The 26,081-nt window shown below is 52.7% G+C and carries 24 protein-coding genes and 1 riboswitch; of the genes, 11 read left to right on the top strand and 13 right to left on the bottom strand.

The genetic code is table 11. The annotated features are described in order from the left end of the window. The first annotated feature begins 19 nt into the window (after nt 1-19). Nucleotides 20-3,850: an EAL domain-containing protein gene (locus ACFO3I_RS10435; RefSeq protein ID WP_377333930.1), complete on the top strand. Its 3,831-nt coding sequence runs from the start codon at nt 20-22 to the stop codon at nt 3,848-3,850. Nucleotides 3,851-3,886: 36 nt separating this feature from the next. Here the strand turns inward: ACFO3I_RS10435 and gpsA are convergent, their stop codons facing one another. Genes gpsA through ACFO3I_RS10415 form a run of 4 tightly spaced genes read right to left on the bottom strand, consistent with a single transcriptional unit; the run spans nt 3,887 to nt 6,100 of the window. Beyond that, on the bottom strand, nt 3,887-4,885 hold the full coding sequence (gene gpsA / locus ACFO3I_RS10430; RefSeq protein WP_377333929.1) for an NAD(P)H-dependent glycerol-3-phosphate dehydrogenase: 999 nt from the start codon (nt 4,883-4,885) through the stop codon (nt 3,887-3,889). Further along, a complete protein-coding gene (secB, locus tag ACFO3I_RS10425) occupies nt 4,886-5,374 on the bottom strand; it encodes a protein-export chaperone SecB (RefSeq protein WP_377333928.1) in 489 nt (162 codons plus the stop codon). A gap of 29 nt (nt 5,375-5,403) precedes the next feature. Beyond that, nucleotides 5,404-5,661, bottom strand: a complete 258-nt coding sequence (grxC, locus tag ACFO3I_RS10420) for a glutaredoxin 3 (protein WP_377333927.1) — start codon at nt 5,659-5,661, stop codon at nt 5,404-5,406. A gap of 10 nt (nt 5,662-5,671) precedes the next feature. Next, complete coding sequence (locus ACFO3I_RS10415) at nt 5,672-6,100, bottom strand: rhodanese-like domain-containing protein (protein WP_377333926.1); 429 nt, start codon at nt 6,098-6,100, stop codon at nt 5,672-5,674. A 165-nt stretch (nt 6,101-6,265) separates the two neighbouring features. Between ACFO3I_RS10415 and gpmM the strand changes: the two genes are divergently transcribed. Genes gpmM through ACFO3I_RS10400 form a run of 3 tightly spaced genes read left to right on the top strand, consistent with a single transcriptional unit; the run spans nt 6,266 to nt 10,005 of the window. Next, on the top strand, nt 6,266-7,807 hold the full coding sequence (gpmM, locus tag ACFO3I_RS10410; RefSeq protein ID WP_377333925.1) for a 2,3-bisphosphoglycerate-independent phosphoglycerate mutase: 1,542 nt from the start codon (nt 6,266-6,268) through the stop codon (nt 7,805-7,807). Beyond that, on the top strand, nt 7,807-8,967 hold the full coding sequence (locus tag ACFO3I_RS10405; protein WP_377333924.1) for a murein hydrolase activator EnvC family protein: 1,161 nt from the start codon (nt 7,807-7,809) through the stop codon (nt 8,965-8,967). Before gpmM ends, ACFO3I_RS10405 begins: the two co-directional genes overlap by 1 nt. Then, complete coding sequence (locus ACFO3I_RS10400; RefSeq protein ID WP_377333923.1) at nt 8,968-10,005, top strand: divergent polysaccharide deacetylase family protein; 1,038 nt, start codon at nt 8,968-8,970, stop codon at nt 10,003-10,005. A gap of 49 nt (nt 10,006-10,054) precedes the next feature. Here ACFO3I_RS10400 and rpoH read toward each other — a convergent pair whose 3' ends face one another. Beyond that, nucleotides 10,055-10,906 carry an RNA polymerase sigma factor RpoH gene (gene rpoH, locus ACFO3I_RS10395; RefSeq protein WP_377333922.1) on the bottom strand — a complete coding sequence of 284 codons (852 nt, stop codon included), beginning with the start codon at nt 10,904-10,906 and terminating at the stop codon, nt 10,055-10,057. 210 nt (nt 10,907-11,116) lie between these two features. On the opposite strand from rpoH, the gene ACFO3I_RS10390 reads away from it, so the two are divergent. Next, the gene (locus ACFO3I_RS10390) at nt 11,117-12,331 is read left to right on the top strand and encodes an EAL and HDOD domain-containing protein (RefSeq protein WP_377333921.1); all 1,215 of its coding nucleotides are present in this window, start codon (nt 11,117-11,119) and stop codon (nt 12,329-12,331) included. 2 nt (nt 12,332-12,333) lie between these two features. On the opposite strand, the gene ftsX is transcribed toward ACFO3I_RS10390, so the two are convergent. Genes ftsX through ftsY form a run of 3 tightly spaced genes read right to left on the bottom strand, consistent with a single transcriptional unit; the run spans nt 12,334 to nt 15,253 of the window. Then, nucleotides 12,334-13,314, bottom strand: a complete 981-nt coding sequence (gene ftsX, locus ACFO3I_RS10385) for a permease-like cell division protein FtsX (protein ID WP_377333920.1) — start codon at nt 13,312-13,314, stop codon at nt 12,334-12,336. Continuing rightward, on the bottom strand, nt 13,311-13,991 hold the full coding sequence (gene ftsE, locus ACFO3I_RS10380) for a cell division ATP-binding protein FtsE (RefSeq protein WP_377333919.1): 681 nt from the start codon (nt 13,989-13,991) through the stop codon (nt 13,311-13,313). Before ftsE ends, ftsX begins: the two co-directional genes overlap by 4 nt. A gap of 2 nt (nt 13,992-13,993) precedes the next feature. Continuing rightward, nucleotides 13,994-15,253 carry a signal recognition particle-docking protein FtsY gene (gene ftsY / locus ACFO3I_RS10375; RefSeq protein WP_377333918.1) on the bottom strand — a complete coding sequence of 420 codons (1,260 nt, stop codon included), beginning with the start codon at nt 15,251-15,253 and terminating at the stop codon, nt 13,994-13,996. Nucleotides 15,254-15,334: 81 nt separating this feature from the next. Between ftsY and rsmD the strand changes: the two genes are divergently transcribed. After that, nucleotides 15,335-15,931 (top strand): 16S rRNA (guanine(966)-N(2))-methyltransferase RsmD, encoded by a 597-nt coding sequence (rsmD, locus tag ACFO3I_RS10370; RefSeq protein ID WP_377333917.1) that lies wholly within the window; start codon nt 15,335-15,337, stop codon nt 15,929-15,931. Between the two features lie 51 nt (nt 15,932-15,982). On the opposite strand, the gene ACFO3I_RS10365 is transcribed toward rsmD, so the two are convergent. Next, nucleotides 15,983-16,354 (bottom strand): DUF3718 domain-containing protein, encoded by a 372-nt coding sequence (locus tag ACFO3I_RS10365; protein ID WP_377333916.1) that lies wholly within the window; start codon nt 16,352-16,354, stop codon nt 15,983-15,985. A 165-nt stretch (nt 16,355-16,519) separates the two neighbouring features. After that, nucleotides 16,520-16,603, bottom strand: a riboswitch (cyclic di-GMP riboswitch). A gap of 83 nt (nt 16,604-16,686) precedes the next feature. Next, nucleotides 16,687-17,316, bottom strand: a complete 630-nt coding sequence (locus ACFO3I_RS10360) for a YjaG family protein (protein ID WP_377333915.1) — start codon at nt 17,314-17,316, stop codon at nt 16,687-16,689. 109 nt (nt 17,317-17,425) lie between these two features. On the opposite strand from ACFO3I_RS10360, the gene ACFO3I_RS10355 reads away from it, so the two are divergent. Further along, entirely contained in the window at nt 17,426-17,860 is a 435-nt protein-coding gene (locus tag ACFO3I_RS10355; RefSeq protein ID WP_377333914.1) for a DUF2721 domain-containing protein, read from the top strand. Here the strand turns inward: ACFO3I_RS10355 and ACFO3I_RS10350 are convergent. The 3 genes from ACFO3I_RS10350 to ACFO3I_RS10340 all read right to left on the bottom strand — a co-directional run bounded on the left by ACFO3I_RS10350 (nt 17,847) and on the right by ACFO3I_RS10340 (nt 22,943). Next, nucleotides 17,847-21,059 carry an ATP-binding protein gene (locus ACFO3I_RS10350; protein WP_377333913.1) on the bottom strand — a complete coding sequence of 1,071 codons (3,213 nt, stop codon included), beginning with the start codon at nt 21,057-21,059 and terminating at the stop codon, nt 17,847-17,849. The genes ACFO3I_RS10355 and ACFO3I_RS10350 overlap by 14 nt on opposite strands. A 109-nt stretch (nt 21,060-21,168) precedes the next feature. Then, entirely contained in the window at nt 21,169-21,816 is a 648-nt protein-coding gene (locus ACFO3I_RS10345) for a response regulator (protein ID WP_377333912.1), read from the bottom strand. Further along, nucleotides 21,813-22,943, bottom strand: a complete 1,131-nt coding sequence (locus ACFO3I_RS10340) for a sensor histidine kinase (protein ID WP_377333911.1) — start codon at nt 22,941-22,943, stop codon at nt 21,813-21,815. The genes ACFO3I_RS10345 and ACFO3I_RS10340 overlap by 4 nt, the downstream gene beginning before the upstream one ends. 133 nt (nt 22,944-23,076) lie before the next feature. Here ACFO3I_RS10340 and ACFO3I_RS10335 point away from each other — a divergent pair, with 133 nt between their 5' ends. From ACFO3I_RS10335 to ACFO3I_RS10320, 4 genes are all read left to right on the top strand, one after another. Then, nucleotides 23,077-23,799, top strand: a complete 723-nt coding sequence (locus tag ACFO3I_RS10335) for a hypothetical protein (RefSeq protein WP_377333910.1) — start codon at nt 23,077-23,079, stop codon at nt 23,797-23,799. Nucleotides 23,800-23,972: 173 nt separating this feature from the next. Next, nucleotides 23,973-24,536, top strand: coding sequence for an RNA polymerase sigma factor (locus tag ACFO3I_RS10330; RefSeq protein ID WP_337879264.1), 564 nt, complete (start codon nt 23,973-23,975; stop codon nt 24,534-24,536). Beyond that, nucleotides 24,511-25,158: a hypothetical protein gene (locus ACFO3I_RS10325; RefSeq protein WP_377333909.1), complete on the top strand. Its 648-nt coding sequence runs from the start codon at nt 24,511-24,513 to the stop codon at nt 25,156-25,158. The genes ACFO3I_RS10330 and ACFO3I_RS10325 overlap by 26 nt, the downstream gene beginning before the upstream one ends. Beyond that, complete coding sequence (locus ACFO3I_RS10320) at nt 25,155-26,075, top strand: hypothetical protein (RefSeq protein ID WP_377333908.1); 921 nt, start codon at nt 25,155-25,157, stop codon at nt 26,073-26,075. Before ACFO3I_RS10325 ends, ACFO3I_RS10320 begins: the two co-directional genes overlap by 4 nt. Nucleotides 26,076-26,081: the final 6 nt, after the last annotated feature.

Below are 26,081 nucleotides of genomic sequence, written 5' to 3'. Positions count from 1 at the left end.
AGAGCAAAGGAATGAGTTTATGTCAGCCTGGACAAAATTCTGCGTCTGTTGTGTATGGATGCTCAGCCTGCAGGTTCAGGCTTACATCTCTATCCAACCTATGGTGCAGGCCAGAGACAATCAGCACCTGAGAGCTCAGCTGTTCAGTCAGGACACAGATGGTTACCTCTGGTGGACCACCAGCAGTCAATTGCATCAGTTTGATGGCCATCTGCAGCACAGTGTCGCGCTGCCGCCAGCGTTGCACCACCCCTTAACCGCCTTAGGTCAGGCCGGTGCCGACTTGCTCTGGCTGGCTGATAAACGGGATCTGTGGCAGTTTCAACCTTCCACCGGGCAATTCCGGGAGTTGTGGCAAGCCGATTTCCCAATTCTGCGGCTTTGGTCCACGGCGCAATCCAGGCTGATCCTGACCAGCCACAGCCTGTGGAGCTGGCCAGCCGGCCAACAGGCCCCCACCCTGCTGTGGCAAAACCCGCCAACTGCAGCGCCCTGGTTACAGGCCAGTGTCCACCAGGATGCACTCTGGCTGTGGAATCAGGAAGGATTGCAGCAGTTTTCACTGGCCAGTCAAAGCTGGCAACGCATTAGCCTGCCGTTTCAGGGCATGCCGTTGTTGCAGGCCGGTCCAGACCAGCAACTGTGGTTACTCAGCCCACAAAAGCAACTTTACCTGTGGCAGCACAGCCAGCTGCAGCCGATCGCCGCTGAACAACCATTCGCCGCCAGCCAGCTACAGCTCGATAGCCTGGGTCAGCTCTGGTTATTGCAAGCCAACCGCCTCAGTCTGTACCAGCCAGATCAGCAGCAATGGCAGCATCAACGCCTGCAAAAAAACTGGTCCGGGCTCTTTGCCGACCGGCACCAGAATTTATGGTTAAGCGATCCGGCCGGCAATATCGCGCTGGCCAGTCAAAGCGCGCTTGATGCACAACCGGATGCGCAGCTGCAACTGCCCGCTTCAACACTGGTGTGGCAACAAGGTGTACTGGGCAACGCAGATCAACAATGGCAGGCCCCGGCAGAGGCCAGCCAGGCTGAACAGGCTGGTGTGCAACAAAACAACCCCTGGTTCCTTACCAGCCAGCAGTTATGGTTCAAGACCCCGGAACAGCCGCAGTGGCAAGTACTGCCGCAGCGTATCCGCGCCTTGCAACCTGGGACGGCTGGCTTATGGTTTGTTGACGAAAAAGGCTTATGGTTACTGAACGTATTGGGGCAGGCACCTGAATTAATTCAACAAAACGCCGGCTGGTATTTTCTTAGCCTGAACCAGCATCAGCTCTGGCTGGCCGGTCATGACCAATTGTATTTGTACGACCTGTCCGCACAGGAATTAAGTCGCTGGTCCGCCGAGTGCGGAATGCAGAGCTGCCCTGCACTCAGTCAGCTGATTGCGATGCGCGCAGGAGACCGGCAACTGGAATTACTGCTGACCGGCAGCTTAGTTAATTTTAAACCAGATGAACAAGCGCTGGTACTGCGCCAGCAATCGAAACTGGCAGTGCCACCACAAACACAGCAATTCTGGTCCAAACCCGATCAGCTCTGGCTGGTCAGTCAGGACAAACTGCAACTCTTTTCAGCCAACACGGGCTCCAACCCAAGCTGGACGTTGAATGAAGGTGAGTTTTTTACCGCAGCTCCCTGGCTGTCGCCGCAAGGCGGGCTGCGACTGCGGACCAATCAGGCTAGTTACCAGGTTGTGCCGGGTCAGGACTCAGCCAGACTGCCCGTCAATCCGGTGCGCTTGCAGCTGATTGCAGACCCGGGCCAGCATTTACGCCGTCATGGCAACGAGCTTCGTCTGGACAGCAAAGGCAGCAGCAGCCGCTGGCAACTCAGCCACTACCCGACGGCAGGCAAACAATGGCAGTATTTCCGCTACCAACTGGACCAAGAACCCGCGCGGTTGCTGGATTACCCGACGCAACAGTTTGTCCTGGACTTACCTGCTTCAGGCTCACATCAACTGAAGCTGGAAGCCAGCTATGACGGCATTCACTGGCAGCAGGCGGCTCAGTACCAGCTGCAACTGCAGCGGTACCTGAATCTGCCGACCATTTGGCTTGGCCTGCTGCTGCTGTGCTCCGCTGTCACGTTATGTTTTGTGTTGTGGCGGGTACGGCGCTACCAACAACATCTGGCCAGCACCAATGAGCAACAGTTACTCATTGGCTCACTGTTTAACAACACGCAGGACGCCGTCTGGCTGGCCGATCAGGAGCTGCAAATCCAGAAAGTAAACCAGGCCTTCACTCAGATCACTGGCTATCCGCAGGGGACTATTGAAGGCAGGGTGATGCCGCTGTTTACCGCCCAGGGCCACCAGACCGAATTACTGAAAAGCATCCGTGAGCAGTTGCAGCAGTTTCAGTTCTGGCGTGGCGAAGTCTGGAGTCAAAAAGCCAATGGTGACCGGATTGCCGTGTCATTAGCCATTACGCTGCTATCCCCCACAGGAGCAGGTAAAGACGAGCTGTACCTTGGCATATTCTCTGATGTGACCAACCGTAAACTCAATGAAAAAGAACTGCGTAAACTCAGTACCCGTGACGCCCTGACCCAATTACCGAACCGCTCCTTGTTTCTGGAACACCTGGAGCGGGCGATCAGCAGTTGTAATAGCCGCTTCCCGCAGTTCGCCGTAATACTGCTTGATCTGGACCGATTCGCTAAAATCAACGACTCGCTGGGCCATCAGCAAGGTAATCAGCTACTGCAATTGGTTGCCGCCCGCTTACAACAACAACTGCCGGCCGGTTATATCCTGGCCAAAACCGGCATTGATGAATTCGCCATCCTGGTGCCTTCCCATTTTTACACTGAGCAGTTTGACGCGTTATTAAACCGGCTGGCGAATCAGTTGCTGCTACAAATACGGGAGCCGCTGCAACTGGCTGAACTGCAAGTCACACAGACCGCCAGTGTGGGCATTGCCGTGTATCCGGCTGACGGCGAAGCCAGTGATTCGTTGCTGCGCAGCGCCGACACCGCATTGCACCATGCCAAACATATGGGACGAAATAATGCACAGTTTTTCAACGATAAAATGCTGCAGCGCACCCCTGAGTACCTGGCGTTGGAAAGCGATTTATGGCGTGGCCTGAATCAGCAGGAATTCCATGTGTTGTACCAGCCAAAATACAACATCAGTCAAAACCAGATTGTCGGTTTCGAAGCCTTGTGCCGCTGGCAAAACCCGCAGCGCGGTCTGGTATCGCCGGCCGTTTTTATTCCGATTGCCGAAGAAAATGGCGTGATTATTCAGCTGGACCGGCTGGTGTTCAGCCAGGTCTGCGCGCAAATCCGCCTCTGGCAACAACAAGGTGTGATGCGCGGCCGCGTCGCCGTGAACTTGTCGGTGCAGCAGTTGCAACAAAAAGACTTGCCTGACTTTTTAGGCCAGCAGTTGCGCTTGCATGGTGTGGATGCCCAATTTATTGAGCTGGAAATCACTGAAACCGCCATGATGCGGGATGCTGAACATTGTCTGCAGATGATGCATCAGTTAAAAGCACTGGGCTTTACGCTGGCACTGGATGACTTTGGCACCGGCTATTCGTCTTTGGGCTATCTGAAACGCTTCCCAATCGATACGCTGAAAATTGACCGTGCTTTTGTTAAAGACATGGACAGCTCAGAGCAAGACCGCAACATCACCTCCACCATTATCCGGCTGGCTGGTTACCTGAATATCGCGATAGTGGCCGAAGGCGTCGAAACTGAGATGCAGGCTTACCTGCTACATGTAATGGGCTGTGAAGTGGCGCAAGGTTATCTGTTCAGCGCCCCGGCAAGCCCGGAGCAAGTTAGCCTGTTGCTGCAGAAAGAAACAGAAAAGGCGTAGTCTCCTACGCCTTTTTATCTGAACCAGAACTCTGGTTTACTCGTCGCGCTTTTCACGCCCCAGCAAATCAAGTGCCGCCAGTTTGGCATCTTTGCCCTGGTACAACACCTGGTAGATTTGTTCGGTAATCGGCATTTCCACCCCGACACGGGCTGCCAGATTGAATACCTCTTTGGCATTGCGGTAGCCTTCGACCACCTGACCAATCTGACTCATGGCCTGCTCAACTGACTGACCTTCGCCCAGCAACAGACCAAAACGGCGATTACGCGACTGATTGTCAGTGCAGGTGAGCACCAAATCACCCAAACCAGCCATGCCCATAAAGGTTTCTTTTTTGGCACCCAAAGCGCAGCCAAGCCGACACATTTCGGTCAGGCCTCTGGTGATCAGCGCCGTACGGGCGTTGGCACCAAAGCCAATGCCGTCGGCCATACCGGCCCCTATAGCAATCACATTTTTCACCGCGCCACCAAGCTGCACTCCGATAAAATCAGGGTTGGTATAAACCCGGAAGGTTTTGGTGCAGTGTAGCTGATCGGACAAAGTCTTAATAAACTCTGGGTCTGTGGACGACAATGAAATGGCGGTCGGCAGCCCTTTGGCCAGCTCTTTTGCAAAAGTCGGGCCTGACAGCACCGCCAGCGACACTTGCTCACCGAGGATCTCTTTGGCCACATCCTGCAGCAACCGGCCTGTTTCCGGCTCCAGGCCTTTAGTGGCCCAGGCCACCCGGGCATCAGGCTGTAAATAAGGTTTGATCTGTTGCAGGGTTTGAGCAAAGGCGTGGCTTGGCACCACCACTAAAATATCGCGGCAGGAACGGACAGTTTCAGCTAAATCGGCACTGACCACCAGCGCATCCGGCAAGCGGATATCCGGCAGATAGCGCTGATTGGTTCTGTCGCTGGCCATCTGCGCAATATCATCGGCATTCCGCCCCCATAACAGGGTTGGATTGCCATTACGGGCCAGAGAAATAGCAAGGGCGGTCCCGTAAGAGCCCGCCCCTAAAACAGCGATAGCCGCTTTCATTTACGAATGCGTCACTGCGCCCTGTTGGGCCTGCGCTTCTGCCTGGCGTTTCTGCAGATATTGGGCAAACAGAGCATCAAAATTAACAGGTGACAGGTTCAGTTGTGGGAAAGTACCACGGTTCACCAGGCTGGCCACAGCTTCACGGGCATAAGGGAACAGGATGTTCGGGCAGAACGAAGCCAGCATATGTGCCATTTGAACTTCCTCTTCCACTGCTGGCAGAGCGAAAATACCGGCTTGCTGCACTTCACACAGGAAGGCCACTTCTTCACCTAAACGGGCAGTCACGGTCAGTGACAGCACCACTTCAAAACTACCGTCATCCAGCTTTTCGCTGCGGGTGTCTAAATCCAGCTGAACCGCAGGTTGCCATTCTTTACGGAAAATTGCCGGAGCCAGAGGCGCTTCAAAAGAAACGTCTTTTACATAAATACGCTGAATGGCAAATTGTTCAGTAGCTACGCCGTTGGCTTGTTGTTCTGACATGATAAATCCTTAGTTATTCTTAATCTATTTCAGGCGCTTAACAGCGCATCCAGACCACCTGCTGCGTCCAGCGCAACCAGGTCGTCACAACCGCCAACGTGGCGGTCACCAATAAAAATTTGTGGCACTGTAGTACGGCCGTTGGCACGCTCAATCATTTCCGGCCGGCGCTCAGGCTGACGGTCAATCTGAATCTCTTCAAACTGCACGCCTTTGCTGCTGAGTAGCGACTTTGCGCGGACACAATAAGGACAATAGTCTTTAGTGTAAATAGTGACGTTTGCCATCTGTACCTCGTTATTTCTTCACCAGCGGCAGGTTCGCACCTGTCCAGCTATTCATCCCGCCCTGTAACACAAATACCTGGCTGAAGCCTTGTTTATTCAGGCTGTCTGCCACACCTTGTGCTGACATGCCGGCCTGACACACCACAATAATGGGGTTGTCTTTCTGGTTTTCAAGACCAGGCAAGCCCGCCGCCTGAATTTGGCTGGCGGTAATGTTACGGGCACCGGTGATATGGCCTTTGCGGAAATCTGCGTCTGAGCGGATATCCAGCACAGTGGCATCTTTACGGTTGACCAGCATCGTCAGTTCAGTCGGGCTGATTTGTTTGATTTTAGAGGTTAAAGATTTCATCCAGCTGACAACCAGCGCCAGAAACAAAACGACCCAGGCCGCCGTCAGGTAGGGATGATTCGATAAAAAGTCGATATATTGCTGCATAAAGAGCCATCTGGTTAGCGGAAAACGGGCCCGAGTATACCCAGTTTCAGACCGGATTACAGCCCTGGACTCCCTTGTGTACTATTCCAGCACTGTTTTCACCGATAAAACAGGGTAAGATAGCCAGATTAGATGATGCAGAACAGTCGGTTGCGGAGAGCAGGTATGGCGCAGAAAAAACCTTTAGTGTTAATTATTCTGGATGGATGGGGTTACCGCGAGGAGCGGGACTATAATGCTATAGTGCAGGCCCGCACCCCAGTGATGGATAAACTCTGGGCCAGCTACCCTCATACCCTGATCTCCGGTTCTGGCATGGACGTGGGTCTGCCGGACGGTCAGATGGGTAATTCTGAAGTCGGCCACGTCAACCTGGGCTCTGGCCGGGTGGTGTATCAGGACTTTACCCGCATCACCAAATCAATCAGCGACGGTGACTTTTTTGAAAACCCTGTGTTGACCGACGCCTGTCAGGCGGCTGTTCAGGCGGGTAAAGCGGTGCATATTATGGGCTTGCTGTCGCCAGGTGGCGTGCATAGCCATGAAGATCATTTAATTGCGATGATTGACCTGGCCAAACAGCAAGGTGCCAGCCAGATTTACCTGCACGCCTTTCTGGATGGCCGTGATACGCCTCCCCGCAGTGCTGAAGCATCATTGGCGCGGGTTGAAGCTCACTTTAAAGCCATTGGCACCGGTCAGATTGCGTCTGTAATTGGCCGTTATTATGCGATGGACCGCGACAAACGCTGGGATCGGGTGCAGGCCGCCTACGACCTGCTGACGCAAGGCAAAGCTGATTTTCAGGCCGACAGCGCCGTTGCCGCGCTGCACAATGCATACAACCGTGACGAAAACGACGAATTCGTTAAAGCCACCGCCATTCTGACCCCGACAGGCCAGGTGGTCAGCATGAACGACGGCGACAGCCTGATTTTTATGAACTTCCGTGCCGACCGTGCCCGCCAGTTCAGCCGCGCTTTTACTGACGCGAACTTTAATGGCTTTGTCCGCAGCAAGACCCCTGCCCTCAGCCGCTTTGTGATGCTGACGGAATACGCTGCCGATATCAAAGCGCCTTGTGCCTACCCGCCTGAGAGCCTGAATAACGTATTGGGTGAGTGGCTGGCCAAACATCAGAAAACCCAGCTGCGGATTTCCGAGACTGAAAAATACGCTCACGTCACCTTCTTCTTCAGTGGTGGCCGCGAAGAGTTGTTTGACGGCGAACAACGCATTCTGGTCGAGTCACCCAAAGTAGCAACCTATGATTTGCAGCCTGAGATGAGCTCTACTGAACTGACCGACAAGCTGGTTGGTGCTATTCAGGGCGGCGAGTTTGATGTGATTATCTGTAACTACCCGAATGGCGACATGGTGGGCCATACTGGCGTGCTGGACGCCGCCATTGCTGCGGTTGAAGCGGTAGACCACTGCATCGGCCGGGTGGTGGAAGCACTGCAGCAAGTCGGTGGTGAATGCTTGATCACCGCAGACCACGGCAATGCCGAGCAGATGATGGACCCTGAATCTGGTCAGGCCCATACCGCTCATACCAGCGACCCTGTGCCGTTGATTTACGTTGGCCGCGCAGCCGAAGTGACGCAGGGTGGCATTTTAAGTGACATAGCTCCAACCATGTTGCATCTGATGGGCATGCCGGTGCCGGCAGAAATGACTGGCAAAGTGTTGATGAAAACCCACTGATGCAAAAATCCTTTCGACATGCAATGACACAGCAGAGCCTGGCTCTGCTGTGTTGCTTTGGTTTGCTTGCACCTGCTGCTGCCCAGCAGCAACAAGAAGTGCAACAAGAGCTCAACCAGCTGAAGGATCAAATCCAGCAAACCGAAAAAGAGCTGAAGCAGCAGCAACAAGCGTTTAGCAAAGCACAGGAGTTGCTGAAATCAGCTGACCAGTCGTTGGCGAAACTGGCCGCGGCACTTCGCAGCAGCCAACAGCGCCTGGCGGAGCTGAATCAACAGCAGCAACAACTTGAATTGCAACAGCAGCAGTTACAACAGGAATTTGAACGACAGAAGTCATTGCTCAGTCAGCAATTGCGCGGGGCTTTTGTCGCAGGCCAGCATGACTACAGCAAGTTGCTGTTAAACCTGAACGACCAACAGCAACTGGAACGGGTACTGACCTATTACCAGTACCTGAATAAAGCACGCACCACTGCCTTAACAGGGTTGTCGACCACGGCAACAGAACTGAAGCAAGTGCAACAAGAGTTGCAGGTTCGCACAGAGCAACAACAGCAGGCTCAGCGTGAATTGGAAGAACAACAAACGGATTTACAACAGGCTCGGGTCAGTCAACAGGCGTCAGTGAAGAAAATACAGGCCTTCCTGGTCAGCAACAAGCAGCAACTGGATTACCTGAAGCAGAACGAGCAAAGTCTGCAAAGCACCCTGAGCAAGCTGAAAGCGGCCGCGCTTGCCGCCAAACAACGGCTGGATATTCCAAAAACCAAAGGCAACCTGCCCTGGCCTGTGCGCGGCGACATTCTGCAAAGCTATGGTGAACAGCGCCTGGCGGGTGTCAGCTCGCGCGGCATCCTGATAGCCGCCGCTGAAGGCACCCAAGTGAAAACGGTTGCCGCCGGGCAGGTGTTGTACGCCGACTGGTTAAAAGGCTATGGCTGGGTAATTATTGTCGACCACGGCAGCGGCATCATGAGTCTGTATGGTCACAACCAGGCTCTGCTGAAGAAACCCGGCGACGCAGTCCTTGCCGGTGAAGCTGTTGCTTTAGTCGGTGCCAGCGGAGGTCAAACCCAAAGTGGCCTTTATTTTGAGATCCGGCAAAAAGGCAGCGCCATTAATCCGGTCAGCTGGTTACAGAAAAAGGCTGGTTCTTAGATGAAATGGTTGTTGGTATGGTGTGCCCTGTTGTGCTCTTCCTCTCTGCTGGCTCAGCCCCGGCTGGTAATCGTGATTGATGATATAGGTTATCACCAGACCGATTACCGCCTGCTGGAGCTGAAATACCCGCTGACCTATGCGGTGATCCCGCATACCACCCACAGCAAAGCGATGGCGCAGGCAGCCATGCTTAAAGGCCGGGATGTCATTCTACACATGCCGATGGAATCGGCCCGCCGCGCGGATTTAAGCAAAAATGCACTGAAAGTCACGATGGACCGACAGCAAATAGAGCAGATGCTGGATGCCGCTTTTGCCGACGTACCGCAGGCCATTGGCATGAACAACCATATGGGCAGCTACTTCACTGAGCAGGACCAGGTGATGGACTGGACCCTTGCGTACCTGGGGCAGCGTAAACTGTTTTTCCTCGACAGCAAAACCACAGCCAAAAGCACCGCAGCCCGTTATGCCAGCCTGCATCAGGTGCCGTTGCTGACCCGACAGGTGTTTTTGGACAATGACCGCAGTTATGCGGCACTCGACAAACAGTTTAAGCAGGCTTTGCAGCTGGCGAAACAGCATCAGCAGGCCATTGCCATAGGCCACCCTTACCCGGAAACTTATCAGTATCTGCAAAAAAACCTGGCGACTATCGCCAAAGCGGGAGTTCAACTGGTGCCGTTGTCGGCCTTACTACCAGCAGATTACCCTTTGGTGAGAGCGGATCAGAGCCTACCATTGCACGCCATTGTGCAAACAAAGCCGTCACCAGCAGAACACAACTCAGAGCTTGCAAAGGTGTCCAAACCTGCAGAGCAAGAGCTGATGACTCCAGCCATGGCCGAACAGCTTATCCTGCAGCAGGAACAGGCGCTGAACCGCGATTACGTTATTCCTGAGTGGCTGAATCCGCTGACGTTGCCAGCCGAACAAAGCCCGAGAGTGCCACTCTATAAACACTACCAGCCGCAACAACAGCCGAAACCCGTCACGCCACCATTCTTTCAGCTTGGGCGCAGCCACAGCCGCTAGTAACAAAAAAGCCGGAGCATCAGCTCCGGCTTTTTAAATTCAGCACTGCTCAGGCTGCCATAGCGGCCTGCAGTTTTTTCATTGCATTTTTTTCCAACTGACGCACACGTTCGGCAGACACCTGATAACGGTCAGCCAACTCTTGCAGCGTCATTTTGTTCTGGTCCAGCCAACGGGCACGGATAATGTCCTGGCTGCGCTCATCCAAAGTGCGGACTGCAGCTTGCAGACGATCAACTGCGGCATTGTCCCACTGGTCTTCTTCAATCCGGTTGGCTAAATCAGAGCCTTTGTCTTCCAGAAAGTAGACAGGTGCAGTGTAGCTTTCGTCGTCATCGTCCGGCGCATCAAATGGCATATCGTGGTTGCTCATCCGGGCTTCCATCTCCAGCACTTCGTGCTCAGGAACCCCTAACGACTCCGCGACATTTTTCACTTCTTCCTGACTAAACCAGCCTAAGTGTTTTTTCGCCTTACGCAGATTAAAAAACAGTTTGCGTTGTGCTTTGGTGGTCGCCACTTTGACGATACGCCAGTTCTTTAACACAAACTCATGAATTTCTGCTTTGATCCAGTGCACAGCAAAGGACACCAGGCGAACACCCACTGCCGGGTCAAAACGTTTGACTGCTTTCATCAGGCCTATATTGCCTTCCTGAATTAAGTCGCTGATTGGTAGACCGTAACCTGAGTAGCTGCGGGCAATGTGCACAACAAAACGTAAGTGCGACATAATCAACTGGCGGGCAGCTTCCAGATCACCATCCTGATGTAAACGTTCGGCTAAAGCGCGTTCTTCTTCGGCGCTAAGCATAGGGATGGTACTGACTGCATGAGTATAAGCTTCCAGGCTACCGCTACCGGCCACTGTCAGCGTCATCAACTGTGCTGTTTGCGTCATCTTAAACCCCTTTCATTTCTGAAGTGCGACTGATGTTAGCACTCTTTACCAGAGAGTGCTAAATGTTTTTTTCAGGCTTTTAAGATCCAAATTTTCTAATACTGCTATTTTAATAATATCTGCTCATATAGAGTGGTCAGGCAACAAAATAGGATAAGTTTAAAGCTCGGATCAGCAGACTCAACGAATAAAAAGAACAGAGGCGGTACGATGTATTGTTATGTAGCCAGGCAACCCATTTTTAATCTGCAAAAAGAAGTGATGGGTTATGAGTTGTTATTCAGGGATGGCGTAGACAACAGTTTTCCTAATATCAACGCCGATGAAGCCACCTCAAAGTTAATTACCCAACACCACTTAATGTTGGGCGTCGAGAAAATAACTAGCGGTAAACAAGCTTTTATTAACTTTTCGGCAGATACACTGATCCACCATTTTCCAACCTCCATCGACCCCAACGCCATCGTTATTGAGATCCTGGAAACAGTAACGATCAGTGATGAGCTACTGCTTGCCTGTAAAGAGTTACATAAAATGGGCTATCGTCTGGCGTTGGACGACCACGATTTTGATCCAAAGTGGGATGTGTTCTTACCCTATATACATATTCTGAAAATAGATGTCCGGCAATTTAATGTGCTGGAAATCAGCCGTTACCTGCGCAGGGTCAGCCCCTACCCTGTCACCTTGCTGGCAGAGAAAGTAGAAACCGCAGAGGAATATGCTCAACTACAAACTCTGGGTTTCACTCTATACCAAGGCTATTTTTTTGCCCGCCCAGAGATGATTAAACATAAACAGCTTGGGTCCAATAAGCTGAATTTACTGACTCTGATTGGGGAGTCCAGCAAAGTACAGCTGGATTTCGATAAGCTCGCAGGCATTATGCAGCGTGACCTCGACATGTCGTACAAGCTGCTGCGTTTTATTAACAGTGCCAACTTCGGCCGTAAACAAAGCATCGGCTCGTTAAAACACGCCATGGTGTATATGGGTGAGGCTGAACTGAAGAAGTTTATCTCGCTGCTGGCGCTGGCTAATCTGGCCGAAGGCCAATCGGATGAATTACTGGTGATGTCGCTGATCCGGGCACGTTTTTGTGACCAGTTGGCATCCATTCGTGGTGATCACGACAACCCGCCCGCAGCCTTCCTGACCGGTTTGTTTTCCCTGGTAGACGCACTATTAGAACAACCTCTGCCTGAATTGCTATCCCAACTGCCATTACTGGATGAAATCAAAAGCGCATTACTGGAAGGCAAAGGTATGTTAGCGCGTTATTTAGCATTGGAAGCCACCTTTGAGCAGGGGCAATGGAAGCAACAAATCGAATTGTCGGCCAGCCTGGTGGCTGCCGACGTCGACCTAAACAGAATCTATCTGGACGCCGTCGAATGGGGGCAAAGCCTGCTTAATGCACGCTGAGCTCAAACCCCGACGGCATCGATCTGCGCTATGGTACGGCGCACCGCCAGGTAAGATCCCAATAAGCCCAAGAGTATCGCACCAAGCAATAAGTAACCCAGTTCAGCCAGGCTCATCGGTTGCAATTGGAAGCTGCCTTCATACAGCTGAGTGACGGTCGCAATACCTTGCTCCAGCCACCACATCAGCACTTCTTCAATCAGAAAGGTTAACACGCCACCAAACAAGCCCAGCCAAATCCCGGTATAAAGGAAAGGCCGCTGAATATAAGAGTCGGTCGCACCAACCAGCTTCATCACTTCAATTTCGCCTTTTTTACTCAGCACCATCAGCCGTATGGTATTGCCCACCACCAGCAACAACGCCAGCACCAACAACACAGCCACAGCGATAGCGGCCTGCCGCACCAGCGACACTATGGCATCCAGCCGCTCCAGCCAACCTATATCCAGCTTGGCGATGTCGATGTACCGTTCTTGCTGCAACTGCTTCAGCAACGCAGAGGCAGCAGCGGCCGAGGTGTCAGCCGGTGTCACCAGCATCACATGAGGCAGCGGGTTTTCATCCAGGTAATCCAGCGAATCGCCAAAGCCCGAGCTTTGTTTAAACTCATTCAGCGCCTGGCCTTTATCAATAAATTCAACCTGGGCTATTTGTGGGTCTGCTTGCAGCAATGCCAGCAGCTCAGCAATTTGGGTTTCATTGGTGTCTTGTTGCAAAAACAAACTGATTTGAGCCGCTTTGTCGACGCCCTGCCCCACTTGTTGCAGGTTTTTCACCATCAAATGCAAGGTGACTGGCAAAGTTAAACTGACGCCAATTACGGCCACGGTCAGTAATGAGGAGGCCGGCGTCAGCCAGATTTCACCCAGGCTGGTCACAGCCTGGCGTAAATGCGCCACCCAAAACATGACAAACTTGCGCCAAAGGCTGACTTTTGCTGCGGTTGCACCTGTGGCACGGCCCTGAAACAGAATGCTCATTCGTCGGCCCCCCAGCTCAGGCCGTCATTAATCATCCGGCCATTACGCAGTGTCAGAGTACGGTAACGCATCCGGGCCAGCAGGCTTAAATCGTGGCTGGCAATCAGCACAGACACACCAACCTGATTAAAAGCTTCGAACACACCCATAATTTCTTTGGATAATTCCGGATCCAGGTTACCTGTCGGCTCGTCCGCCAGTAACAAAGGTGGCCGGTTCACCACGGCGCGGGCAATGCCCACCCGTTGCTGTTCACCACCAGACAAGGTGTGTGGCAAGCAACGGACTTTGTCGAGCAGGCCCACTTTATCCAGGGCAGCGTGCACCCGCTTGGCCATATCTTTGCCACTAAAACCTTCAATCACCAAAGGCAAAGCCACGTTGTCAAACACCGTATGGTTCATCAGCAGTTTGTGATTCTGAAAGATCATGCCGATATCCCGACGGATGTACGGCACCTGGCGTTGACGAATTTTGCTTAAATCCACGCCGTTGATAAAGACTCTGCCCGCACTGGGGCGTTCGATCAGGCTGATCAGACGTAACAAGGTACTTTTGCCAGCCCCGGAGTGGCCAGTCAGAAAGGCCATCTCGCCTTTTTCCAGTTCAAAGCTGACCCTGTCTAATGCGACAAAACCACCACTGTATCCTTTGGTCACCTGTTCAAAACGCAGCATGTTCAGAGATCCCGGTTAAACAAGGCTTTAATAAAGTCATGGCTATGAAACACCCGCAGGTCATCAATGCCTTCGCCCACCCCAATGTAACGGATAGGCAGGCTGAACTGGTCGGCGATGGCGAAAATCACCCCACCTTTGGCGGTGCCGTCCAGTTTGGTCAGACTGATACCAGTAATATCCACCGCTTCTTTAAATAAACGGGCCTGACTTAATGCATTCTGACCTGTGCCAGCGTCCAGCGTCAGCATCACTTCGTGTGGTGCGGCGCCGTCAATTTTTTTCATCACCCGGACAATCTTTTTCAGCTCTTCCATTAAGTGTGTTTTGTTTTGCAAACGGCCCGCGGTGTCAGCAATCAGCACGTCCACATTGCGCGCTTTTGCTGCCTGGTAGGCGTCAAAAATCACCGAGGCACTGTCGGCGCCGGTCTGCTGGGCAATCACCGGGATCTGGTTACGCTCGCCCCACACCTGCAGTTGTTCAACCGCAGCGGCACGGAAGGTATCACCGGCTGCCAGCATCACAGTTTTGCCTTGCTGTTTGAATTGCTGGGCCAGTTTGCCGATGGTGGTGGTTTTACCTACGCCGTTCACCCCCACCATTAAAATCACATATGGGCCATCAGCGCCGTCCAGCTGCAGAGGCTGCTCCACTTTTTGCAGCATGTCAGCCATTTCCTGCTGCAGCTTGTCGTACAAGGCTTCGGCGTCACGCAGTTGTTTTCGATCGGCATGCAGCACCAGCTGCTTAATCAGTTTCTGGCTGGTTTCCACACCCACATCAGCCAGTAACAGCTGGGTTTCCAGCTCTTCATACAATTCATCATCAATTTTTTTGCCACGAAACAGACTGGCCAGGCCATTGCCAAGGTTCTCGCTGGTTTTGCTGAGTCCCTGGCGTAACCGGGTAAAAAAACCCACTTTGGCTGTTGTTGCTTCGATCACTGCGGGTTTTGCGCCGACTTCGGGCTGTACAGGTGTATCCAGCTCAGCAGCAGGTGTTGGCAGAATCTCGGTTTCAACGGCGCTTTCCATCGGCGCCGTCACCGCAGCTTCTTCTAAAGTTTCCTTTGCAGCCACAACAGGCTGTTCTGTTGGCACATCGGCTGCGACTGTGGTTTCTTCTGCAGCGTGCTCCTTGCTTGACGCTTGCTCTGGCTGAGCCACTGCTGGTAATTCTTGTTCTGCAGGCGCAGGCTGTTCGTTTTGAGACTTTTTGCCGAAACCCAGCCAGGAAAACAGTTTATTTTGCGTAGTCATAAAGCTCGATGCCAGAAGATTGGAAACTAAGGTAAAATCGCCGCTTATAGTACCATCTTTAAGATGCAGGGCAAAAACTCAATGAAAACAGCTCGTCAGAAACCAAGCCCCTCTCACAATGGTCCGGGTTATGTGCGCCTGATCAGTGGCCGCTGGAAAGGGCGGCGCTTACCCGTACTTGACACGCAAGGGCTGAGACCCACGTCAGACCGGGTGAAAGAAACCTTATTTAACTGGCTGATGCAGGATGTGGCCGGTGCTGCTGTACTGGACTGCTTTGCCGGTTCAGGCAGCCTGGGGCTGGAAGCCTTGTCACGTTATGCGGCGTCCGTGCTGATGCTGGAAAAAGATGCGTCAACCGCCACCCTTTTGAAAAAGCACCTGCAAAGCCTGAACACCACTGAAGGCTCAGTGCTGCAGACCGATACCCTGCTTTGGCTGAATAAGCAGGCCAACCAGCAGTTTGATCTGGTGTTTATCGACCCGCCATTTCGCCAGCAGCTGGCACTGCCGACCTGTCAGGCGTTGACAACTAACGGTTGGTTAAAACCGGGCGCCTTGGTGTATCTGGAAACCGAAAAAGAATTAGCACTGCAGGACATACCAGCAGGCTGGACACTGCTGAAAGAAAAAATTGCCGGGCAACTGGCCTACCGTTTGTGGCAGACCGCTGGCTAATCAATAAAAAAGCCATGCAGTTGCATGGCTTTTTTAACAAAGAATTCTGAATTAGCTGGCGCTACGAGCCTTGATCACTTCCAGGATTGGAGAGGCTGCGAAACCATTGCTGTTCGCCCACTCGATATCACCTGACTGAGCAACCTGGCTACCTGGTAACTGCTTGATGATGAATTCTGCAGTGTCAGCGGCGTTGTTTTTAATCGCGAAACGTACCAGAGGTAAACCATCACAGCTGATGCCATCGTACACAGCTTTTAAACGCAGACGGTTGTCTGACAGTGTCTTACGCAGGTTGTTTTTGTTGTTGTCAGCGACATAAGCACAGATAGACTGAGCTAACTGGTCATTGGCAGAAGCAACAGGGGCAACGAATTGGGCGGCAACAGCAGTAGCAACTAAAGCAACAAATTTGAATTTCATGTCAAAAGCTCCGGGTTTAGCTAAGCCTGAATTCAGGCAGAATCATGGTTTTTCAGGCTGACTACCACCACAGCAACAACGCTACTGTCATATCAGCAAACACGAAAGAAGGAGCTTTGAACATCAGTATTCTGATGGGTGCGCGTCCTACGTAACCTGACCGGTTACGGCAGCCCAGCTATCATAGGTTTCCCCTTAGATCTGAAGCTTTGCGTGTGCTCCTTTTCAGGAGACTTGCCTTTCGAGCGGTGCGCATTGTAAATAGCGAATAAAAATCGCGCAACACAATTTTTTAAGGTTTTTTAATTAGTTAAACTAATAGTACCGAAAACTCACTGATCGGATTGATTATTTTCTGAACTAAACTCCATCCCTAAATTGGTCAGACCTTGTTCTTTCACCCAGGCTTTCAGCTGCTGCACATCGTTTTTTTCAAAGCTTTGGATAGGCCGTACTAACTCAATCAGTTCAGCAAGACAATCCATTTCATACTGCATCAGTTCGTGATCGCGCACATGTTTCTTCAGCTCCGCTTCTGAACTGATGTCCAGCTCTTCTGCTTCCCATTCAATCAACCGGGCCACTGTTGCCTGCGAAATTTTTGCCACATTAATAAATTCAGCCGCGTCCTGGGACGAAATACCATTGAGCATAGTGTCCAGTGCTGTCGCGGTATCAATGGCCGGAAACACCCCAAAAACATCAAAATTGGCCTGGTCTGGTGTGGCCAGCTCCAGCTCTTCTGCCAGCCGCTCGAAGTTAATCTTCACCCGGCGTACAAACAACCATTCCCACACCATATTCAAAATATCGCGACACAATTTGGCATCACCAAATTCAGTGACTTCGGCAAATAGCTGGTAATTCGGTAACATACGCTCGAGCAAAGCGGCCGCAATTGCCGCTTGCTGGTAGTACCCAAGTTCACGCATCATCTGGAAATTATTGGCTTTTTGTTTCATGCTGGAGACTCCGTGCGGCTATCGGCTGGCATCATACACAACAGCCGGAGTTTATGCCAAACCCTCAGACTGACAGGCTGGCAGGTTTTCGTTCTGAACTGGAGTTTTTATGGATTTATCATTGATGACAATCACCACCCCGGCATTATTATTTCCGGCCATCTCCCTGCTGTTACTGGCCTACACCAACAGGTTTCTGGTGCTGGCGCAATTAATCCGCCAACTCAACACCCGGGAAGGCGATCAGGTGCGTGAGCTGGCAAAACGTCAAATCGAGAACCTGCGTAAACGGGTCTTTCTGATCCGCTCCATGCAGCGCTGGGGCGTGATTAGTTTTGTGCTCTGTACCTTGTCGATGTTTTGTCTTTTTATGCAGTGGCAGCTCGCCGGTCAATGGAGTTTTGCCGCCAGTCTGGCCAGTTTAATGGGCAGTTTGCTGGTATCACTTTATGAAATTCAGATCTCCTGTAACGCCATTCAAATTGAACTGGAATCACTGGAGCATCAGGAGCAAACGGCTCATAGCCCGCTCAATCTGCCCTAAAGCTGCTATCAGACTGAGGGAAACTGCACCAAAAAGTAGCGCCCTCGCCAGGCGAGGAGCTAAAGCCAATTTGCCCGCCCATGCTTTCCACCAGTTCTTTGGAAATCGCCAGACCAAGGCCAGTGCCGCTGCTGTGCCTGCTGTCTGATGAATCTGCCTGTGAGAAGCGCTTGAACAAACGCTGATGAAATTCAGCGGCAATACCGGGGCCCTGATCCGTCACCGCAATGCGGGCGTTGCCGTAGTGTTCTTCAAGCCGCACCAGCACCTGAGCACCAAGGGGTGAAAACTTAATGGCATTGCTCAGGAAGTTCGACAGGACCTGGATAAAACGCTTTGCATCCAGGTCAACACGCAATTCGTTGTTGTCGGCACAAAACTCCAGCCGGATTTGTTTGTCTTGTGCCATCAGCCGGTTCAGCTCCAACGCCTGATGCACCAAAGGCAGCACTAACTCAGTCTTTTGTTCAAACTGCATTTTGCCCGCCGCAATTTTTTCGATGTCGAGTAAATCGTTGATCAATGAGGTCAGGCGTTGACTGTTTTTATGCGCAATACGCACCAGTTCTGCCGCCTGTGGCTCCAGCACTCCAACAATGCCATTGTCTAGCAGGCCCAAAGCGCCAGCAATAGATGTCAGTGGGGTTCTGAGTTCGTGGCTGACGGTAGAGACAAACTCATTTTTCAAGGTTTCTACCCGTTTCCGATCGGAAATATCCCGCAGCGTGCAGATATAAAGCAACCGGCCCTGACGGCGTATTTGTGAGACCGCCAGTTCCATTGCAAACAACTGGCCGTTGGCTTTTTGGCCTTCCAGCTCCCGGCTTTGTCCCAACACTGGCGCCTGGCCAGGCAAAGGGAAAAACGCCGCCTGCTTTTGCTGCAATCTGGCATCAGCCGACAACAACTCAATGGCATAGCGTCCGGTAAGCTGGTCCGTACTGCTGTCAAACATCTGCTGAGCGGCTGGGTTGACGCTGGCGATCCGACCACTCTCATCAATGGTAATAATGCCGTCCACCACGTTGTTCAGTACGGTTTGTGTGTGCTGTGCGTGTTCTTTGCTGATTTGCTCAGCGTCTTTGCGTTGTGCCACCGTCAGGGTTTGCGCCATCACTGCAGCCACCGCACTGACAAAAGCTTCTTCATCACTGTGCCACTGTCGTGGCGGACCTATATGCTCCAGACACACCACCCCAACGACTTTGCCTGCCAGCAGAATGCCACCGTCCAGCATGGAGGTGATCCCCAAAGGTTTTAAATAGACCGAACTGAACTCACTGGTGGCTGGATCAGACTGAGCATAGTCAGCGCAAATCCAGCCCTTGGCCGCAATGGTATCGAAGTACACAGGGAAATCACTTTTTCGAAGCACCATCTGATCCTGCCGCACCGAACCACCTTGCTGATACAGTGCCAGGCAAAACATTTCGTCCCCTGCATCTGACAGCATCCAGACACTGACTCTGTTACACAGCACAGCGACAGAGGTACTTTTGGCCAGCACCTGCGCAAACACCTGGCGATCACCCAAAGACACAGCTTCATTCAACACCAATTGGGTGAGCGCACTGCGTTGTCGTTCGGTCCGTTGCTGCCCTTCCTGTGCGGCCGCTTCAGACTCCTTACGGCTGTGAATATCCTGACAAAGGATCACAAAACCGCCCGGCTCGCCCTGCTCATTCTGCACCGCGTCGCATTCCAGGCTCAGCCAGCGCGCTTTGCTATGGCCCAGATTACACAGGCATTCCAGCGTAAAACTTTGGCCTTTTGCCAACGACTGCTCCATCAGCATAAGCTTGCTGTCGGCATCAATCCATTGAAAACTTTGGCTGAATCCCCGCCCTTGTAATTGAGCCAGACTCTGACTGGCCAGCCGTTCAAACGCCTGATTCACCCATTCAATCTGTCCAGAGGCGTTTAGCACCACCACGCCATTACTGGTGCGGCTTACCGCCAGTGACAAACGCTGCAATGAAAGGGAATCGACCTCAATACGTTGTTCCAGCTGCATAAAGGACTGATCCAGCCGCAGCGCCATCTGTGCCAGGGCCTGACTGAGAATATTCACTTCCCGTACTGCACTTTCCGGCATAGGGACATGCGCTGTCGAGCCTTGCTCCAGTTGCTGCGCCCAATCTTTTAAGGCCAGCACAGGCTGTGACAGTTGCCGGCTTAACAGCCAACCCAATACGGCAAATACCGCTACGGCGCCAATCATCAGCATGCCGCTCTGACGCTGGCTGGCATAGGCCTGTTGCATCAAATGCTGATTATTCACCAGCACAAGAATGGACAAGGTTAATCCGGCAGGGTCCTGAAATGATTGAAAAAATGTCTGATAATCCTGCTGCTGCCAGCGCAATTGACGCTGACCTGGCTGACCGTCTGCGAAGGCAGCCAGCAACGGCACCACAGATTCAGCGGCATCCGTGCTCTGACTGCTGGCCAGCAACCGCTGGTCAGCACTGACAATAAAAATACTGGCCTCAACCTGTTGCGCCAGCTTGGCTACAAAATTCTGCAACAAGTCCAGACTGATATCCGCAGCAACCACTCCCTGGAACTGGCCATTCAGACTGTACCAAGGGGTAGCCAACCCAATCCCCTTGCCACTGAAATGACTGTAAGAATACAAGGGATACCAGCTGGTTTTACCTAGCCGCAGCGCCTGCTGAAACCATTCCCGCTGGCGCACATCGTAGAAGGCCGGGGCTTGCAGTCTGGCCTGCGCTTTGCCTGTGGCATCCAGCTCATACTGACTGCGCTGCAGCTCTGGATTGTCCCAGGACGAAAGTAGGGTCACAGAGCCTTTCACCGGATTACGTTGAATTCCCAGATAACGGCCGTCAGCAGCGCCGAGCGACAGATAGGTCAATTGGGGGTAATGCTGCATTTGCCAACTGAAAAAGCCGGATAACAACTCAGTCTGTTCGGAGGAGATCAGGCCGGACTGCAGCATTTGCCGGCTCGACTCGGCAGCCAGCCGGGGCACGGACAGCAACTGATCCAGTTGGTCCTGTACTTGTGCCGTGGTTTGCCGGGCCAATTGAGAGGCGTAACTGGTTGCAGCCTGATTGGCGTTGTAATAAGAAATCAGGATTAATAAAGCGCCGAAGAGTACAAAAAGCCCAAGTACAGGCCAGGAAAAAAAAGCCCGCAGCGGCACGCCAGCTAATGATTTGGACTCTGAACTCAACCGCTATACCCTCATTTCCCTGGTTGCCTTTGATCCGATACAGGACAGTCGGCATCCAGTATAGCGGGTAAAACGTATTCAAGAATAAAATTCAAACAAAATGAGCGGCTTAGCGCTGCTGGATTAGCCCCAATTCCAGGCCGAGCAACACAGCTCTGGTTCGGTCTCTGACCCCTAATTTCTCCAGAATGCTGGAGATCTGGTTTTTAATGGTGCCTTCCGATTTATACAGTGCGCTGGCGATTTCTTTATTGGAATAACCACCAGCCATCAATTGCAGTATCTCCAGTTCTTTCTCCGACAATGCGTCAATGCCATGGCGCACAGCCGGCTGTGCCGCAGGTTTGATGCCAGCCAGCAAGCGTTCCGTCACGCTGCTTTGAAAACAGCTGCCGCCCTGCGTCAGAGTGACAATAGCCTGGGTCAGGGTCTGCAAGGACACGTCTTTGAGCAGATAGCCTTTAGCCCCCAGTTGAATACTTTGCAACACCAGCTCGTGCTCCTCGAAGGTGGTCAGGATCAGTACCGGCACTGTTAATCCTGTTTGACGCAATAAACGCAGAGTGCCGATGCCGTCACAGACAGGCATCGATAAATCCAGCAGAATTAAGTCTGGCTTATGCTGCCGGACCGCAGGCACAACCTCAGAACCGTCTTTGCATTCGGCCACCACAGTCACCTGGCCGGACAATGCCAGCAGGCTTTTGATCCCTTCGCGGATCAGCGTCTGATCGTCCACCAGCAGAACCCGGATCATACAGCCTCCAAAGGCAATCTGAGCTGAAGCTGCATATGGCCCTGCGCTTCTTTACACTCTAGTTCAGCTCCCAGCAAAGCCGCCCGCTCCTGCATACCCAGCATGCCATTGCCAGCCACCCAATCTGAATGAAGCTGACCATTGTCACTGATTTGCAGCAGCACGCCTTGCGGCTCCTGCCGCGTCAGCAACTGCACTTGCGTGGCCCCGCTGTGTTTCAGGCTGTTGGTCAGTGCTTCCTGAATAATCAGCAGCACCTGTTCGGCCTGCTGCACGGACGTCAGCGGCAGTTCGGCCTGCCAGTCGCTGTGCAGTTGCAACCGCGGCAAAGCGGTTGCCAGCTCAGTGACCGCCTGTTGCAAGTCCAAAACCCGGTGCTGCCTGAGCTCCGACACGGCTTCACGCACATCGGCCAGTAACAGCCGGGCCAATTGCTGGCAGGTCGCCAGTGTCGGCTGACTCTCTGAATTGCTCTGATGTTCTGCCACCTGCAAATGAATGATCAGGCCGGTTAAATGGTGGCCCAGCACGTCATGCAAATCCCGCGCAATCCGGCTGCGCTCCTGCTGCTGCGCACTGGCTTTCAGTAGCTGCTGCGCCAGCACCAGCTGTTGATGCTGCTGTTCCAGTTGCTGGCGCGCCTGCTGCTCTGAACGCGCCTGTTTAGTCATCAGCAACGCAAACAGATGAAAGCTGCCATACAGCAGTGCCGGGATCAACAGTGAGCGCTGCTCCAGGTAGGCATCCACACTAAACCACAGTGCCAGAACCAGCACAGCAATCAACAGGGCCCGGCTAAAACGGACCAGATGAGGCAATAAAGACACCCAGATAATGCTCAGAATGGCCAGGTAATCTAAAGGCAACAACCAGTTCAGTGCCAGCGCACTGCTTAACTGCAGCATATAAATGACCAGGCCAATGCCTTGATCCGCGGCTAACCGCTCACCAGGTCTGGTGATCAGCAGAAAGCAGGCGCCATAAAGCAGAAATAGCGGTATCGCCCAAGGCAAACGTGCATTGAGTGCAGGATCCGGCCAACATAAATACAGGCTTAAACCAAAGACCAGCAGCCAGGTTAATACCCCGGCCAGCACATCCCAGCTCAGACGTTGTTGAAGTTTCATCAACGCAGTATGCCTGATACCAGCCGGTACTCAATAGGCCAAAAGTCACAATGAAAAATCCTCACTTTTGGCACCTGCATCACATCCACTGTGCGAGCTAACCTGAGCAGGTCTAACAACAAGGAGATTTCCTATGCTGGCCTCTGTGTATCAATCGATCAGCCTGACACATATTATTCTGGGCAGCCTTGCGCTGCTGCTGTTCTGGGGCCCGCTACTCAGTAAAAAAGGCGGCCCTGTGCATCGAAAAACAGGTCGTTATTACAGCCTGTGCATGCACCTGGTCGGCGCATCCGGCATCTTAATGACGGCGCTGGTCTGGGCCATGCCGATGGCGGTGAAACCTGAGCTCATGAGCCGTGCGGTGTCAGACCCGGCACTGTATCAGCGGGTGATGGATCAGAACGCTTTTTTGTTTCTGCTCAGCCTGCTGAGCTGGGTGACTATCCGGCATGCCCAGCTTTCGCTGAAAACCAAACAGGAACGCTCCGTTCTGCGCCATTGGTCAGTGTTGGGTCCGGTGGCACTGTTGCTGGCGGTCAGCCTGAGCGAACTGGCGTATTTTGGCTTTAGCCAGCCGCTGGTCCTGGTGTTTGCCTTCATCGGTATTGGCACGTCCACAGGGATTTTACGTTACAGCTTTGTCACCACTGTAGATACGCGCGCCTGGTTGGTTGAACATGCCGCCTCGATGCTGGGTTCAGGCATTGCCGCCTACACCGCCTTCAGTGCATTCGGTGGCCGGGCACTATTCAGCGCCATATTGCATGGCTACTGGCAGTTGTTGCCCTGGTTGTTACCCACCCTGGTTGGATTTCCGTTGATCCTCTGGTACCGCCGCACACTCAGCAAATAATGTTATCTTCAGCCCGGTTGATAAAAGCCGGGCTCTATTCAAATATTTTTTTGTTTACTTCTCAGTACCTTAATAAATATCCTTTCATTATTTTGTAATTTATCTCTCCCAGAGCAAACTATTTACCACACCAGTCCGACTTACTAACAACTTCAGCGGATCCGAAAAACAACGTGTTTAAACGCAGCGACGAAACATTAATAGAAAAGGCCATAGCGGGAGACGCCAAAGCCTGGCAGCAGCTGGTGTCCAGATACCAGGCGCCTTTGTACTACTACGCCCTGCGTTTGTTAGGCTCGCCGGACGACGCCCGTGATTTGTTGCAGGACGTACTGATGGTGCTATGCCGCAATCTGGCGCAGTACCGCGGTGACAGCAGTTTTAAAAGCTGGTTGTTTGGCATTGCCAACTACAGAGCCATGGATATGCTACGCAAACGCAAGAATCACCAGGAACTGGCGGAAGATTACGATTGCCCGGACGAGGACACGCCCAGTTATGAGCTGCAACTGTACGGTCAGCAAACTCAGCGGCTGGTGCAGCAACAATTAAGGTTATTACCGCCGGAACAACGGCTGGTGGTTGAATTGAGGTTTTATCAGCACTTTACCTTTGATGAAATTGCTGAGCAGCTGGCTTTGTCCAGCAATACCATTAAATCCAGGTTTTATGCGGCCTTAGATAAACTGCGTACGCAGTTGGAGTTAGCAGATGTCGAACAGTCAGCAAATTTTTGAAGCCTATCTGGCGGGGAAAATCACCGCCGACGAATGTGAGCAACAGCTGCAGCAGGAGCCTCAGTGGCTGGCCCGGCTACAGATGAGCCGGATGCTGGAGCGTCAGGCCAAAGCCCCCTTTTATGCGCCGATACCTGAAGTGGACACGCTAAGCATGTTCCAGCAGCAGTGGCAGCGCAACAGCCCGGCGAAAAAGGACTGGTGGCCGCGTTTGAGCGTGGCGTTTTCCAGCCTGGCTCTGGTGGTGAGTTTATCGCCGCTGCAATTTCAACTGGGAGAAACTGGCCTGACGCTGAGCTGGAACAACCAGCAACAAATTCAGCAACAACAGTTGGAAACCCTGCTGGCCAGCTACCGTAAAGAACAACATGACTATCTGCAGCAGCAGCTGAACTCCACGACGCAACAACAGGCCTCGCAGCTGATTCTGCTGAAAGATTATTTAACTGAGCAACAAAACAAAGATCGCCGAACAGACATGCTGGAACTGGTGGAATACCTGAACCAGCAACGTCAGGCCGACTGGAACTACTGGCAGGAAAACTACCAGCCGAGCCAGGCACGGCTGGATGTCAATGCGATCTACCCGAATCAACAGCGTAACGGAGCGGTAAACCGATGAGAACTTTGCGCACTATCAGCCTGATGGCTGCTGCAGCTCTGGCAGTTCCTGCCATGGCTGCCACTGAAGTGAACCCCAAACTGGGGCAAAACCTGAGCATTATGCAGGACATTCTGAAAAAGTCCTTAGGCGGCGAAGAGCACAGCGTCGGCCGGGTCAGCCACAGCTACCTGCTGGGCCAGGGCGTTGCCTTTAAAATTGACAGCAGCGGCGGCTGGTTCCGGCATATGCTGCTGGCGCCGACTGCGCCTGTAGCGCCGGTTCCGCCACCAGCACCTGTGGCCGCGGTCAGCGCTCAGGCCGCCAAAGCGGTGACAGTCATCAGCACCGGCGACAGCTTCAGTTTCAGCATCGACGAAGACGCTATTGAAGACATGGCCGAAGCCGCTGAAGCGCTGGCGGAACAACAACGCGACCAAAGCGACAAACTGCGTGACCTGCGTGATCAGCGCCGCGATCTGGAACGGGAGCTGCGCGATTACGAGCGCACCAAACGCGATTACGAGTTCCAAAGCAAAGTCGGTAAACTGGACAGTGAGCAACAAAAAGAGCTGAATGAAGCCAATCAGAAAGCGCAGCAAGTGCAAAGCAAGCTGGTTGAACTGCAAAAAACACTGGCGGTTCAGGAACAGGAATACCAGAAGAAGCAGCAGGAGCAGCAAAAATTGGCGGCCCAGCGCCAGGCGGAACTGGTGGCCAAAATGGGCACTGTGTTTACCACCACACTTTGTGATTACGGTGCCAGCCTGCGGGAGCTGAAAGAAGACGAGTTTGTCTCCTTACAACTGAGTTTGTCCGGCCGCAGTAACGCCAAGGATCACTATTGGCTGGTGCGTAAAGCCGATATCAACCAATGCGTCACAGGCCGGATTAATGCAGCCGACTTGCTGAAGAAAGCCAGTTACTACCAGTACTAGTTGACA

This window comes from Rheinheimera marina, from assembly GCF_042654345.1.
GTDB lineage: Bacteria > Pseudomonadota > Gammaproteobacteria > Enterobacterales > Alteromonadaceae > Pararheinheimera > Pararheinheimera marina.
The sequence above is the reverse complement of the archived record's forward strand: the minus strand, read 5'-3'. Positions and strand labels throughout refer to the sequence as shown.

What these genes read in the sequence shown, in the direction of transcription:
- ACFO3I_RS10435 (WP_377333930.1), top strand. Translation starts at nt 20, where the DNA reads ATGTCAGCCTGGACAAAATTCTGCGTCTGTTGTGTATGGATGCTCAGC.
- gpsA (WP_377333929.1), bottom strand. Translation starts at nt 4,885, where the DNA reads ATGAAAGCGGCTATCGCTGTTTTAGGGGCGGGCTCTTACGGGACCGCC.
- secB (WP_377333928.1), bottom strand. Translation starts at nt 5,374, where the DNA reads ATGTCAGAACAACAAGCCAACGGCGTAGCTACTGAACAATTTGCCATT.
- grxC (WP_377333927.1), bottom strand. Translation starts at nt 5,661, where the DNA reads ATGGCAAACGTCACTATTTACACTAAAGACTATTGTCCTTATTGTGTC.
- ACFO3I_RS10415 (WP_377333926.1), bottom strand. Translation starts at nt 6,100, where the DNA reads ATGCAGCAATATATCGACTTTTTATCGAATCATCCCTACCTGACGGCG.
- gpmM (WP_377333925.1), top strand. Translation starts at nt 6,266, where the DNA reads ATGGCGCAGAAAAAACCTTTAGTGTTAATTATTCTGGATGGATGGGGT.
- ACFO3I_RS10405 (WP_377333924.1), top strand. Translation starts at nt 7,807, where the DNA reads ATGCAAAAATCCTTTCGACATGCAATGACACAGCAGAGCCTGGCTCTG.
- ACFO3I_RS10400 (WP_377333923.1), top strand. Translation starts at nt 8,968, where the DNA reads ATGAAATGGTTGTTGGTATGGTGTGCCCTGTTGTGCTCTTCCTCTCTG.
- rpoH (WP_377333922.1), bottom strand. Translation starts at nt 10,906, where the DNA reads ATGACGCAAACAGCACAGTTGATGACGCTGACAGTGGCCGGTAGCGGT.
- ACFO3I_RS10390 (WP_377333921.1), top strand. Translation starts at nt 11,117, where the DNA reads ATGTATTGTTATGTAGCCAGGCAACCCATTTTTAATCTGCAAAAAGAA.
- ftsX (WP_377333920.1), bottom strand. Translation starts at nt 13,314, where the DNA reads ATGAGCATTCTGTTTCAGGGCCGTGCCACAGGTGCAACCGCAGCAAAA.
- ftsE (WP_377333919.1), bottom strand. Translation starts at nt 13,991, where the DNA reads ATGCTGCGTTTTGAACAGGTGACCAAAGGATACAGTGGTGGTTTTGTC.
- ftsY (WP_377333918.1), bottom strand. Translation starts at nt 15,253, where the DNA reads ATGACTACGCAAAATAAACTGTTTTCCTGGCTGGGTTTCGGCAAAAAG.
- rsmD (WP_377333917.1), top strand. Translation starts at nt 15,335, where the DNA reads ATGAAAACAGCTCGTCAGAAACCAAGCCCCTCTCACAATGGTCCGGGT.
- ACFO3I_RS10365 (WP_377333916.1), bottom strand. Translation starts at nt 16,354, where the DNA reads ATGAAATTCAAATTTGTTGCTTTAGTTGCTACTGCTGTTGCCGCCCAA.
- ACFO3I_RS10360 (WP_377333915.1), bottom strand. Translation starts at nt 17,316, where the DNA reads ATGAAACAAAAAGCCAATAATTTCCAGATGATGCGTGAACTTGGGTAC.
- ACFO3I_RS10355 (WP_377333914.1), top strand. Translation starts at nt 17,426, where the DNA reads ATGGATTTATCATTGATGACAATCACCACCCCGGCATTATTATTTCCG.
- ACFO3I_RS10345 (WP_377333912.1), bottom strand. Translation starts at nt 21,816, where the DNA reads ATGATCCGGGTTCTGCTGGTGGACGATCAGACGCTGATCCGCGAAGGG.
- ACFO3I_RS10340 (WP_377333911.1), bottom strand. Translation starts at nt 22,943, where the DNA reads ATGAAACTTCAACAACGTCTGAGCTGGGATGTGCTGGCCGGGGTATTA.
- ACFO3I_RS10335 (WP_377333910.1), top strand. Translation starts at nt 23,077, where the DNA reads ATGCTGGCCTCTGTGTATCAATCGATCAGCCTGACACATATTATTCTG.
- ACFO3I_RS10325 (WP_377333909.1), top strand. Translation starts at nt 24,511, where the DNA reads ATGTCGAACAGTCAGCAAATTTTTGAAGCCTATCTGGCGGGGAAAATC.
- ACFO3I_RS10320 (WP_377333908.1), top strand. Translation starts at nt 25,155, where the DNA reads ATGAGAACTTTGCGCACTATCAGCCTGATGGCTGCTGCAGCTCTGGCA.